The 12301-nt window shown below is 70.6% G+C and carries 11 protein-coding genes; 9 read left to right on the top strand and 2 right to left on the bottom strand.

Going from position 1 to position 12301, the window contains the following annotated elements:
- Window positions 1-250: 250 nt before the first annotated feature.
- Complete coding sequence (locus DMP23_RS28340; protein ID WP_337823059.1) at window positions 251-670, top strand: hypothetical protein; 420 nt, start codon at window positions 251-253, stop codon at window positions 668-670.
- Between the two features lie 76 nt (window positions 671-746).
- On the opposite strand, the gene DMP23_RS28335 is transcribed toward DMP23_RS28340, so the two are convergent.
- On the bottom strand, window positions 747-1934 hold the full coding sequence (locus tag DMP23_RS28335) for a neutral zinc metallopeptidase (protein WP_240691545.1): 1188 nt from the start codon (window positions 1932-1934) through the stop codon (window positions 747-749).
- Between the two features lie 628 nt (window positions 1935-2562).
- Between DMP23_RS28335 and DMP23_RS28330 the strand changes: the two genes are divergently transcribed.
- The 5 genes from DMP23_RS28330 to DMP23_RS28310 are packed head-to-tail and all read left to right on the top strand — an operon-like array spanning window position 2563 to window position 7710.
- Window positions 2563-3702: a hypothetical protein gene (locus DMP23_RS28330; protein ID WP_337823058.1), complete on the top strand. Its 1140-nt coding sequence runs from the start codon at window positions 2563-2565 to the stop codon at window positions 3700-3702.
- Window positions 3696-4331, top strand: a complete 636-nt coding sequence (locus DMP23_RS28325) for a DUF4129 domain-containing protein (protein WP_275294102.1) — start codon at window positions 3696-3698, stop codon at window positions 4329-4331. The genes DMP23_RS28330 and DMP23_RS28325 overlap by 7 nt, the downstream gene beginning before the upstream one ends.
- Complete coding sequence (locus DMP23_RS28320) at window positions 4328-5467, top strand: DUF4350 domain-containing protein (protein ID WP_337823057.1); 1140 nt, start codon at window positions 4328-4330, stop codon at window positions 5465-5467. The genes DMP23_RS28325 and DMP23_RS28320 overlap by 4 nt, the downstream gene beginning before the upstream one ends.
- A gap of 11 nt (window positions 5468-5478) precedes the next feature.
- Window positions 5479-6429, top strand: coding sequence for an AAA family ATPase (locus DMP23_RS28315; protein ID WP_106961395.1), 951 nt, complete (start codon window positions 5479-5481; stop codon window positions 6427-6429).
- On the top strand, window positions 6430-7710 hold the full coding sequence (locus tag DMP23_RS28310) for a DUF58 domain-containing protein (RefSeq protein WP_037815810.1): 1281 nt from the start codon (window positions 6430-6432) through the stop codon (window positions 7708-7710).
- 57 nt (window positions 7711-7767) lie between these two features.
- Here DMP23_RS28310 and DMP23_RS28305 read toward each other — a convergent pair whose 3' ends face one another.
- Window positions 7768-8772: a stage II sporulation protein M gene (locus DMP23_RS28305; RefSeq protein WP_037815808.1), complete on the bottom strand. Its 1005-nt coding sequence runs from the start codon at window positions 8770-8772 to the stop codon at window positions 7768-7770.
- A 51-nt stretch (window positions 8773-8823) separates the two neighbouring features.
- On the opposite strand from DMP23_RS28305, the gene DMP23_RS28300 reads away from it, so the two are divergent.
- The 3 genes from DMP23_RS28300 to DMP23_RS28290 are packed head-to-tail and all read left to right on the top strand — an operon-like array spanning window position 8824 to window position 12297.
- A complete protein-coding gene (locus tag DMP23_RS28300) occupies window positions 8824-9672 on the top strand; it encodes an RDD family protein (RefSeq protein ID WP_337823056.1) in 849 nt (282 codons plus the stop codon).
- Between the two features lie 4 nt (window positions 9673-9676).
- Complete coding sequence (locus tag DMP23_RS28295; protein ID WP_337823055.1) at window positions 9677-10780, top strand: hypothetical protein; 1104 nt, start codon at window positions 9677-9679, stop codon at window positions 10778-10780.
- Window positions 10777-12297, top strand: coding sequence for a DUF2207 family protein (locus tag DMP23_RS28290; protein ID WP_337823054.1), 1521 nt, complete (start codon window positions 10777-10779; stop codon window positions 12295-12297). The genes DMP23_RS28295 and DMP23_RS28290 overlap by 4 nt, the downstream gene beginning before the upstream one ends.
- Window positions 12298-12301: the final 4 nt, after the last annotated feature.

The following is a 12301-nucleotide window of genomic DNA, read 5'->3' as shown; positions in this document are numbered from 1 at the left end:
CCGGCGCCAGGTAGCGGCGCGAGGGCCGAGCGGGCTGGGTGGCGGCGAGGTCTGGCCGGAGCCGGGTAGTGGCAAGGGCCGCCCCCGAGTCGGGTGGCGGCGAGCATCCACCGGGAGTGACGGACGCGACCTCGCCCGGGGTCCCCCGTGCGCGGGCACCTCACTGGGTTTTGCCCCCGGCATCTGGAAGCATGGCGTCGTGCAGGTTTCCGACCCCCCGCATAAAAGCGCGGTCAAGCGGTGGCTTCAGGTGGGCATCCCGGTCGCGGTCGGGGTGCTCGTCGTGGTCCTGGTGTGGCTCGCCGGTCCGGGGATGCTCGGCATCCACGCGAAGTCTCCTGGCGCGCCGGTGGACGCCCAGGTCACCAAGGCCGTCGACTGTTCCGTTCCTGGGGCGGCCGAATCGGTCTCGTTCCAGCTCGGCGGCAAACCGCGGCAGGGCACCCTCGACAGTTGCGGGCACGGGAAGGACGAGCATCTCCAGGTGCTGGTCCCGGACGACGCCCCGGCGGACGGGATCGTCTCCGTCACCATGCCGGACACCTCGGCGGGTGCGCAGGACCTCCGCGCGCCGATCGCGCTGGCGCTGCTGGTGTTCGTCTGCTTCTGCGGCGGGATGTACGCGTACCTGGTGATCCGCGGTCCGGGCAAGCTCGCGCTGCTCAGCTGACGCGGCCCGGAGTGCGGGAAACCACTACGCCCGTAGTGCTCGGCCGCGAACCACTACGGACGTAGTGGCTGCCGGGTCAGCTGACGTCCGACGAGGAAGCGGCGAAGGTGTTGCAGTCCGCGATCCGGTTGTCCTTCGCCCCGGCGCGCCACCACTGCGCGTAGTGCGCGTTGGTGCCGTGGTCGTGGCTGCGGGAAGTGTTGTCCCCGCGGGTTTCCTGGTCGTTCCAAGCCTTGTTGTACATGTCGCGGGTGATCGTGCCGCCGCGGTCGACGTGCGCGCCCAGGAACATTCCGGAGAAGCACTGCGCTTGGAGTTCTTTGCGGCGCGACATCTCGAGGCCCTCGGGGCTGTTCTGCCCGGCGGCGTAGATCTTCTGCCACGCGGCGTCCATGATGCCCGCGACTTCCTGCACGTGGTGGCCGTACTCGTGCGCGAACAAGGCCAGGTAGACGCCGGGATTGTTGCCGTACTGGTCGGTCTGCAGGCCCTTGAACGGAACGTACAGATTGTTCTCGCAGTAGTACGCCGCGGTGGCGATGCCGACCTGGATGGTGCCGCATTCGGTGTCGAAGCTCGGGCCGGTCGGGAAGTGCAGCGCGGGCGGCGTGAACGGCAGGTTGTAGGACTCGAGGAACGGGCCCCACGCCGCGTCGAGGCATTTGCTCGCGGCGGTGAAGAAGGCTTCGGCGCCGTCCTGCGTGCTCGTCCACGGCGGGAGGTTGCAGACGCGGTTCTGCAGGCCGGCGTTGGGATCCTGCAGGATCGGGTGGTCGGCCAGCTTGAGGATCTTGTGCGGGCCGGCGCTGGTCGAGGTGCTCGGGCTTTCCGATGGACTGCTCGGCGAGCTCGAAGGGGCGGACGAGCCGCTGGTCGGCGGCAGTTCGTAGGCGGACGACGGCGACGGCGGCGCGGCCTGGTAGCCGGCGTTGCTCGGCCCCGACCCGCGGTTCAGCGAAACGATCGCCACGACGCCCAGCGCCAGCACCGCGACCGCGCCGAGGCACAGCCCGACGATCAGCCCGGTCGGCTTGCGCGGCGGCACCGGATAGGACGGCGGCGGCTGCTGCCACGGCGGCCCCTGCGGCGGCGGGCCCTGAAACGGCGGTTGCTGCCCCTGGTACGGACCCTGCCCAGGCTGGGCCTGGTAGCCGCCTTGCGCCTGGCCCGGGTACTGGCCCGGCGGCACCGGTCCTTGACCCGGCACCGGCGGGGGTTGAACGGTCCCGCGTGGCGGCACCTGGCCGTAGGGCGGTTGCGTCATCAGGGCAGTCCCGGTGGGTCTCGGCGCGGGCCGGGCGTCCCCCGGCTTGCCGTTCAGCATATCGGGGGACGCCCGGCCCGCCGCAGCACTTCGCCGGACTGGCTTCCCGTCCGGACGTCCCCCCAGGTCTGGCCGGGTGCGGACGGCTCTGGAAGAGTGACGGCAGCAACCGCAAGGGCCGTGCAGACGAGGGGCTCCGATGACAAATTCACCCGGTGCGCCCGGGCCGGGGGACGACACGCCTACGCCGAGCCGGGGCTTCGCCGCTCCCGATCCGGACGCGTCCGCCGCCACCCCGCCGGAGACCGGCGAAACGGACACCTCGTCCGCGCCGTCCGGCACGAGCGCCGGAATTTCGTCGTCCGCCAGCGAAAACGCCGCTTCGACCGGGACGAATCCGGCTGCCGGGACGAACCAGACCGGCGCGGATTCTTCGGCTGGCAGCGAAAATCCCGCTGGTGCGACGCCGCAGTCGAGTGGCTCGAGTGGCTCGGTCCGCGGGAGTTCGCCTTCGGTCGGTGAGAATCCGGCGCCGTCGCAGCCGGGCTGGGTGAGCCCGGGTGGCGCGACGCCGCAGTCGAGCGGTGGAAGCTCTGCTGGCGCGACATCTCAGCCGAGTGGCGAAAGCGTGACTTCGCAGCCGAGCGGCGAAAGCTCCGGCGCGACCCCGGAGCCGGGCAGCGAGACCTCGGCCGGATCGGCTTCGTCCCCCGGCGCGACCCCGTCGCAGCCCGGTGCGTTCCCGCCGCCCGGCGGGACTCCGCCTCCGGCAGGCGGCGCACAGTGGCAATCCCCGGGCCAGCAACCGCTTCCGCAGTACCCGGGCGGCGGCTACGGCCGTCCCGGTGCGGGCTGGGGGCCGAACGGGCTGGGCAAACCGGGCGTGATCGCGTTGCGTCCGTTGAACGTCGGCGACATCCTCGACGGCGCGATCACCGCGATCCGCCGGTATCCGCTGCTGATCCTCGGGGTGTCCGCGGTCGTCGCCGTGATCTCGGCGGGGCTGAACCTCGTCGCGTCGCTGTGGCTGGTTCCCGATTTCAACCGGGTCGCCCAGCTCGGCCCAGCCGCGACTCAGCAACAGCAGCTCGACGCGGCCTACAGCTTGCTCGGCTCGGCGCTCACCTCGCTGCTGCCCGTGCTGGTGATCTCCATGCTGACGCAGACTTTCCTCACCGGCTTCCTCACCGTGGTGATGGGCAAGGCGGTGCTCGGCCGTCCGGTCGACTTCGGCTCGGCGATGCGCGAAGCCGCGCCGCGTCTGCTGCCGCTGCTGGCGGTCACCGTCCTGTACACGTTGGCCACGATGGTCGCGGCGGTGTTCTGCCTGATCCCGGCCGTGCTGCCGTACGTGTTCTGGTCGCTCGCCGGTCCGGCGCTGGTGCTGGAACGCGGCACCATCGGGCAGGCGTTCACGCGGTCGCGGCAGCTCGTGGCCGGGATGTTCTGGCGGGTGTTCGGGGTGCTGCTGCTGGCGGCCGTGATCAGCTGGCTGATCTCGGCGATCATCGGCATTCCGTTCAGCCTCGGCTCGGGCGCGTTCAGCGGCATCTTCGACCCGCAGGCGACCCTGCCGACGGTGACGACCGGCGGCCTGGTGCTGCAGTCGGTGGGCAAGGTGATCGCGGAGACGATCGTCATGCCGTTCACCGCGCTGGTCACCGTGGTGCTCTACATCGACCAGCGGATGCGCCGCGAGGGCATGGACATCGAACTGGCCAGGGCGGCGGGCATTCAGCCGCCGCAACCGCCGCGGCAGGCGTGGTGATCGGCTTCCTCGCCGACGTCCCGGTCGACATCGACCGGGACCCCGCCCGGCTGCGGGCGATCCAGGAACTCACCGATCCCGGTTACGCGGCCGCGCGGCCGGGGGTGCTCGAACGGTTCTGGCAATGGCTCGGACAGCGGATTTCCGAGCTGTTCGACGCGTTGTCCGGAGTGCCCGGCGGCCCGCTCGGCCTGCTGCTGGTGGTGGCGCTGCTGATCGTGCTGATCGTGGTCGTGCGGCTGCGGGTCGGCAAGGTCGGCCGGGCGGCGAAAACCTCCGGCGAGGTGTTCAGCGGGCGGCGGCGAACGGCGGACGAGTACCGGAAAGCCGCCGAGGAGGCCGCTGCTCGCGGCGATTTCTCCGACGCGGTGCGGGATCGGTTCCGCGCGCTGGTGCGGGGAATGGAAGAACGCGCGCTGCTGGACGTCCGTTCCGGCCGGACCGCCGACGAGGCCGTAGCCGAAGCCGGGAGGTTCCTGCCGGACCTGGCCGTTGATCTCATCGCCGCCGCGCGGCAATTCGACGACGTGCACTACGGCGGACGGCCGGGCACCGAATCCGGCTACCGCACATTGTCCGAATTGGACGATCGCGTCCGGCGTGCCCGACCGGTTCTGGCGGACGCATGAGCACGGCTGTTTCGCCGGACCTGCGCCGAATCTGGCGCGGTGCCTGGGTTCCGCTCGCGCTGCTCCTGCTGATCGTGATCATCGCACTGGCCATTGTGCTCAGTCGTGGCAAACAGACCAGCGGCGAGTTCGACCCCGGTTCCTACGAACCGCGCGGAAGTCACGCGCTCGCGCATTTGCTGGAGCAGCAAGGCGTTCAGATCCGCGCCGCGCATTCGCTTGCCGAAGCGCGCGAGGCCGCCGACGGCGGAACCCTGCTGATCACCAACCCGCAGTTGGTGCCCGCGAACGGGTTGGCCGATCTGCGCCGCCGGGTCGCGCACCTCGTGCTCGTCGCGCCCGGCTCGACCGCGCTGGACATGGCTGCGCCGACTGTTTCCTCGGCGGGGGCGGGAGACATCCGTACGCTGCAACCGGATTGCACGGTCGGCGCGGCGGTGAGCGCGGGTTCGGTCACGCTCGGCGGACGCCATTACCGCACGGACGACAAGACTGCGCGCGCCTGCTATCGCGACGGCGGTGAACCGACTTTCGTGCAACTGGCCGACCGGACTGGCACCGTGACCGTGCTCGGCTCGGCGGAAGCGTTCACCAACGACCAGATCGCCAAGGAAGGCAACGCGGCGTTCGGCATGCGGCTGCTGGGCGATCACCGGCAGCTGATCTGGTACGTACCGTCCACAGAGGACCCCGCGCTGGACAGCGATAAGAAGCCGTTCGTCGACCTGATCCCGCCGGGCTGGCGATACGGCGCGCTGACCGTAGGGATCGCGATCGTCCTGTTCGCACTGTGGCGCGCGCGACGGCTCGGGCCGGTGGTGCGGGAACCGCTGCCGGTGGTCGTGCGGTCGGCGGAAACGGCGGAGGGCCGGGCCCGGCTGTACCGGCGGGGCGGCGCGACCGGGCACGCGGCGGAAACCTTGCGCGAGGCGGCCCGGACGCGGCTGCGAAAGAGACTGGGATTGCCGCGCGATGCCGGTCCGCCCGCGGTGGTGGAGACGGTGAGCGCGCGGACCGGCCGGGCGCCGAACGAGGTCGGGGCGGTGCTGTACGGCCCGTCGCCGTCCGACGAGGCGGCGCTGGTGCGGCTGGCGGACGAATTGGACGCGGTGGAACGAGAGGTGGAGCGTTCTTGAGTACCGAACAGATGCAGGACGCGCGGGCGGCCCTGATCGCGTTGCGCACCGAGGTCGGGAAGGCCGTGGTCGGCAACGACGCGGCCGTCACCGGGCTCATCCTCGCGTTGCTCTGCCGGGGGCATGTGCTGCTGGAAGGCGTTCCCGGCGTCGCGAAAACGTTGCTGGTGCGGGCGTTGGCGGCGTCGCTGGACCTGAAGACGACACGCGTGCAGTTCACGCCGGACCTGATGCCGGGCGACGTCACCGGGTCCATTGTGTACGACGCGCACAGCGGCGAGTTCTCGTTCCGTGAGGGCCCGGTCTTCACGAATCTGCTGCTGGCCGACGAAATCAACCGGACGCCGCCGAAGACGCAGTCGTCGCTGCTGGAGGCGATGGAGGAACGGCAGGTGTCGATCGACGGCACCTCGCGTCCGCTGCCGGATCCGTTCGTCGTGGTCGCGACGCAGAACCCGGTGGAGTACGAGGGCACCTACCCGTTGCCCGAGGCGCAGCTGGACCGGTTCCTGCTGAAGCTGACCATGCCGGCTCCGTCGCGCGAGGACGAAATCGGCATTCTTTGGCGGCACGCACAGGGTTTCGACCCGCGTGACCTCGCCGCCGCGGGCGTCCGTCCGGTCGCCGGCGCGGCGGATCTCGCTGCCGCTCGGGAAGCGGTCGCGAAGGTGACCGTCGGCCCGGAAGTGATTGGCTACGTCGTCGACCTCTGCCGTGCGACGCGGGAACTTCCGGCCGTGCGCATCGGCGTTTCTCCGCGTGGCGCAACGGCTTTGCTCGCCGTGACGCGTGCGTGGGCGTGGCTGTCCGGCCGGGATTACGCGACGCCGGACGACGTCAAGGCGCTCGCCCGTCCCGCGCTCCGGCACCGGCTCGACGTGCGGCCCGAAGCCGAACTCGAAGGCGTGACCGCGGACGGCGTCCTCGACCGGGTGCTGGCCTCTGTGCCGGTGCCGCGCTAAATGGCCGTCACCGGGCGGCTCGGGCTGCTGGCGCTCCTGGGGGCGCTGGTGGTCGGGCTGCTGTTCCCGTCCGGCACCGGCGTCGCGGTCGTGGTCGCGGTGCTGCTGGTGCTGGTCGTCGTGGACCTCGTCCTCGCCGGGAGTGTGCGAGCGCTGCGGTTTTCGCGCAGCGGTACCACTTCCGTCCGGCTGGGGGAGCCCGCGGAGGTCACGCTGACCGTCACGAATCCCGGCGGACGCACCGTTCGTGGTTCGCTGCGGGATGCCTGGCCGCCGAGCGCCGGTGCCGACGACCGGCACCCGCTCGCGGTTCCTTCCGGTGAACGGCGTGCTCTCGTTACCCCGCTGCTGCCGACCCGCCGCGGCGACCGTATTGCGGCCCGGGTGACCGTGCGTGCGGTAGGCCCGCTGGGGCTGGCCGCGCGGCAGGGTTCGCACGAGGTGCCGTGGACGGTCCGCGTGTTGCCGCCGTTTCACAGCCGTAAGCATTTGCCTTCGCGGCTGGCTCGGCTGCAGCAGCTGGACGGTCGCAACGCGGTGCTGATTCGGGGCCAGGGAACGGAATTCGACTCGCTGCGCGAATACGTCATCGGCGACGACGTCCGGTCGATCGACTGGCGTGCGACGGCACGCGCGTCGGATGTGATGGTGCGGACGTGGCGTCCGGAACGCGACCGGCAGGTCGTTCTGGTGCTGGACACTGGCCGCGTTTCGGCGGGCCGGGTCGGCGACGCGCCCCGCTTGGACGCGGCGATGGATGCGGCGCTTTTGCTAGCCGCGCTGGCTTCGCGCGCGGGGGACCGGGTCGATCTGGTGGCTTACGACCGGCGGGTGCAGGCTTCGGTGCCGAACGCGTCGACGCCGTCTTTGGTGAACGCGTTGGCGACGATTGAACCGTCACTGGTCGAGACGGACGCGCGGGGCATGGTGGCGGAAGTGCTGCGCCGGACCCGTCGGCGGGCCTTGGTGGTGCTGCTGACTGGGTTGGAACCGGCACCGTTGCAGGAGGGGCTGTTCCCGGTGCTGGGGTCGTTGACCGCACGGCACGAGGTGCTGGTGGCTTCGGTGGCGGACCCGCGGGTCGCGGAAATGGCGGCTTCGCGGGGTTCCGCGGAGGCGGTTTACGACGCGGCCGCGGCTGAGCGGGCGTTGGCGGACCGGGAGTCCTCGGTGGCATGGCTGACCCGGCACGGGGTCGGGGTGGTGGACGCGGTGCCGGAGGAACTTCCGCCTGCGCTCGCCGACCGCTACTTGGCCCTGAAAGCCGCAGGCCGGTTGTAGGTCCGTGAAGGGCTCCTTGAGGGAATCTAGGTCCCTCAAGGAGCCCTTCACGGACTTCTACCCAGCTTCGGGAAGCGCGTCCCCGGCAGCCCGCCGGTCCACGTCCCCGGTTTCGCCGCCCAGCGCGGCTCGGCGTCCCAGCGTGAACACGTACGTCAGGAACAGCAGCTCCACCACCGCCCCAATGCCAATGCGCAGCCACGTCGGCCAGCCCGACGGCGTCACGAACGCCTCGATCACACCCGACACCAGCAGCACGCACGCCAGTCCCAGCGCCATCACCACCACCGAACGGCCCTGTTCGGCCAGCGCCGCGCTGCGCGACCGGCGGCCCGGATCCACCACTGTCCAGCCGAGTTTCAGTCCGGTCCCGGCCGCGATGAACACCGCCGTCAGTTCCAGCAGGCCGTGCGGCAGGAGCAGGCCCAGCAGGACATCGCCGCGGCCAGCTGAGGACATCAGGCCGATCGCGACCCCGGCGTTGAGCGAGTTCATCCACAGCGCGGCGATCACCGGCAGGCCGAGCGCGACGCCCAGGAACAGGCACGTCGCCGCGACCCACGCGTTGTTCGTCCACACTTTCGCCGCGAACGACGCCGCTGGGCCGTTCGAGTAGTACGTCTCGTATTGGCCGCCGGGCGCGGTCATCGCCTTCACCTCGTCCGGCGAGACCAGCGACGCGCGCACCTGCGGGTCGCCCGCGATCCACACGCCCAGCACCGCCATCACCGCGACCGACAGCAGCGCCGCCGGGATCCACCAGCGGCGGCTCAGGTACACCGCCGCCGGGAAGCGGTGGGTGAAGAAGAGCCCGACCTCGCGCCACGCCGGGCTGTGCGAACCGGCGACCGCTGAACGGCCGCGCGCGACCAGTGCCGACAGCCTCGCCAGCAGGGCCGGGTCGGGTGCGGTCGAGCGGATCATCGACAGATGCGTCGCCGCCCGCTGATAGAGCGTGACCAGCTCGTCGGCCTCTTGACCAGTCAGCCTGCGCCGTCCGGCCAGTTCGCCGAGCCTGCTCCACTCCGCGCTGTGCGCCGCGACGAACACGTCGACGTCCACCGGCCACCTCCTCTCCCGCCAGGATAGAGGCAGGCGCTCTACGCTGGCCTCGTGCAGGAAGAGTCCGATCTCGTCACCGGTGAGGCCGTCGTCCTCGACCTGCGGGTGGCGAAGCTCGCCAGCCGCGCGGTCGCGATGCTGCTCGACGTCCTCGTCCAGGCCGCGTTGCTGCTGCTCGTGCTCGTCGCGCTGATGCTGACCGCGGGGTCGTTCGACTCGGCGCTCACCGTCGCGCTGATGCTGACCGTGTTCGTGCTGGTGGTGATCGGCTATCCGGTGCTGTTCGAAACGCTCAGCCGCGGCCGTTCGCTCGGCAAACTCGCGCTCGGCCTGCGCGTGGTGCGCCTCGACGGCGGCCCGATCAGCTTCCGGCACGCGCTGACCCGCGCGCTCGCCGGCTTCTTCGTCGACTTCTGGGCGCTCGGCTTCCTCGGCGCGGTGGCCGTCATCGTGTCGCTGACGTCGTCGAACGGCCGGCGCGTCGGCGACTACCTCGCGGGCACCCTGGTGATCCGCGAACGCGTGCCGCAATCCGCGCAGGCGATTCTCGCGGTGCCGCCCGGCCTGGAGGCGTGGGCCGCGCACTTCGATCTCAGCGGCCTCACCGACGACCTCGCCATGGCCGCCCGTCAGTACCTCGGCCGCTACCACGAACTGCGCCCGGAAGCGGCCGCGTCGCTCGGTTTCGGCCTGGCGCAGCAGGTTTCCGCGGCGATCGGGGTGCCGATGCCGTACGGGATGCCGCCGTGGGTCTTCCTCACCGCGGTGCTGGCCGAACGCCGCAACCGCGACCACGCCCGGCTCGCGCCGATGCACTACGGCCCGCCCGCCGCCGCTCCTCCGCCGGTCCAGCCTCCGGCACCGCCGAAATCCGACAACCCCTTCACCCCGCCGAGCTGAGGACATGCTCGCCGACGACGTCACCGTCACCACCGCGCAGGACGGTCAGCTCACGGTCATCGAGCGCATCGTCACCGACGCCCCAGCCGTCCACCGCATCGCCGAACGCGTACCGGTCACCGACGACGAGGACCGGCTTTATTCGATCACCGATCTGCAGGTCTCCGGTGCCGCTGCCGCCGACGGAACGACGGTCACGGTCACCGGGCCGGCGACCGTGAAGTACACAGTGGACGGTGCGGTCGCCGCTGGACAGGTCCGCTTTCAGCTCACCGGGGGCTGGGATCGGACGGTCGATCGGGTCACGGCCGCCTTCAATGGGCCGGAAGTGTCCACTGCGGACTGTTACGCCGGTCAGCCGGGGTCGTCTCGGCAATGCACGTTCTCCGAACTCCGAAGCGGGGGAGCGCATGCTGAACAGAACGTTCTGCGCCAAGGGGAACGGATCGATCTGGCAGTCCAAACCGGACCGTTGCCGGACAACGCCCGCTTTGTCCCGACTGGACCGCTGGCTGTTTTCGCGCCAGGACTTCCGACCGTCCTCAGTGGTCTCGCGTTAGTGCTCTACCTGCTCGTCGGTGCCAGTGTGCTGCGTCGCCGCACCAGGCCGCGCGGCGAACTCGACCTCACCGGCACGGTCCTCGACCTCGTCGCTCGCGGTCATCTGCACATCGCCGACGGACAGGTCAGCCATGGCGAAGCCGATCCGCTCACGCCGTTCGAGCAAGCGGTCAAGACGGCCTTCCCGCCGGGTCCGCTCGCTGCCGCGCGGCCGGATCAGGATGAGCTGCGCGCCCTTCTCGACGCCGAAGCGCATCGCCAAGGCTGGTTGTCCGCGAGGCAACCGCTCGTCCGCTGGGCCGCGCTCATCCTTGCCGCTGCGGGCATCGTGACGACCGTCGTCCTCGCCCTCACCGTCGGCGAGGCGCTGATCGGCGTCGCGCTCCTGATCGCTGGAATCGCCACCTTCGCCGCCGCTCCGCTGGTGCAAACCCGCCGTGGCCGCGCGTTGGGGACTCCGGCCGGACGAGGCGAATCACCGTTGGCGGCAGAGATCAACGCGATCCAAGCCATGGCCGAACGACGCTCGGCGGTGTCCGCGCAATGAAACTCGCCGCGCTGCTGTTGATCCCGTTCCTCTCCGCGACACCCGCTGCGGCGCAAGATCAGCCGTCGCTGCCCGGCTTGCCGCAGAGCGTCGAAGTGGCCCTGAAGGTCCAGCGCGACGGCAGCCTCTCCGTCACCGAGGCAGTCTCGGTGCCGCGCGACACCTCGATGACCCGCACCATTCCGTTGCGCGCCAACGATCGCGTGCTCGGCATCCGCGACATCAGCATCGAAGGCGCGGGCAACGCCGAATCCGGCAACGACCAAGTGATCTTCTATCTGCGTGGCGGAACGTCCGTGCTCCGGTACACAGTGGACGGTGCGGTCGGCACGAGCCTCGGCGTCGAGCACGTGACCTGGGACGTCGCGGGCGGCTGGGACACCCGGCTCGAACTGGTCCGCGCGACCTTCGCCGCGCCCGCCATCCCGGACGCGCTCAGCTGCCTCGCCGGTCCGCCCGGTTCGACGACCCGCTGTGGTGCCGCGCAGATCGACCACTCCGGCCTGACCCGCGTCTCGGTGCCGAAACTAGAGCCCGGCTCCCGCGTGCAGCTGACCGCCGAACTCCCCGGCGGCACCGTCGCCGCAACCGAGAAGCTCATCCCCAGCGGCCCCTTCGCCGCGACCGCGTCAGTGTGGTGGGCCTGGCTGGCCTTCGCCGTCCTGTCGATCGCCGGTGCCGTCGCGGTGTACGTACGCCGCCGACGCGACCAACAGCCCGGCCGCGCCACCCCTGTACAGCTCCTCGACAACGGCCGCTTCTCTTCGCCGGACGGCGTGCTCCCCGGACACGTAGGACTGCTTCTCGCCGGACGCGTCAGCTCTGTCGACCTAGCCGCGACAGTGCTGGACCTATGCGTCCGTAACTACCTATGGGTCAGCGAAGAAGGCCCGCGCAACTGGGTCCTCGTACGCCGCAACCCACCCGACGAACACCTCACCGCCTTCGAGCGCGCGGTGTACACAGCCACCGTGCCCGGCGAAGCCGCGACGCTCGCCGAAGTCCGCGAAGCAGGCGTACGCGAACTAGCCGCCGACACGGTCCGTCGCGGCTGGCGCTCCCCGAAGCGACTGTCGAAGATCGGCCCGCGGCTATGTGGGTACGGCGTCTTCCTCACCGTCCTGCTGGCCTTCACCGTCGGTTACGCACAACTCGGGTTGGTGCTTCTCGCCACCGGCATCGTGGTGACGGCAGCCGCGCGTCTCCTGCCGGAGCGGACGAAGGCCGGACTGGACCTCCGAGACCGCCTTCTCGGCCTTAACGCACAGCTGCGCACGATGGAAGCGCCGGACGACGAACTGCTCGGCTCTCGTGCGCTCCCGTACGCGTACGCGCTGGGGGAAGCAGACGCTTGGCTAGTTAACGCTTGTTCGCTGTCGGCGTACTGGTACGGCAGCTCCGGCGAGGACGCCGTGCCGTTGGCGCGGACCAGCGGATTCGTGACCGCGCTGACCGTCGCGTTCGAGGGCGCGAGGGACCTCCGACCGGACGAGCCGAAGACGCCCGCGCCTGCGTAGGGTG

This window comes from Amycolatopsis sp. A1MSW2902, from assembly GCF_017312175.1.
Classification (GTDB): Bacteria; Actinomycetota; Actinomycetes; order Mycobacteriales; family Pseudonocardiaceae; genus Amycolatopsis; species Amycolatopsis nivea.
This window is presented reverse-complemented; position numbering and strand designations above follow the sequence as displayed.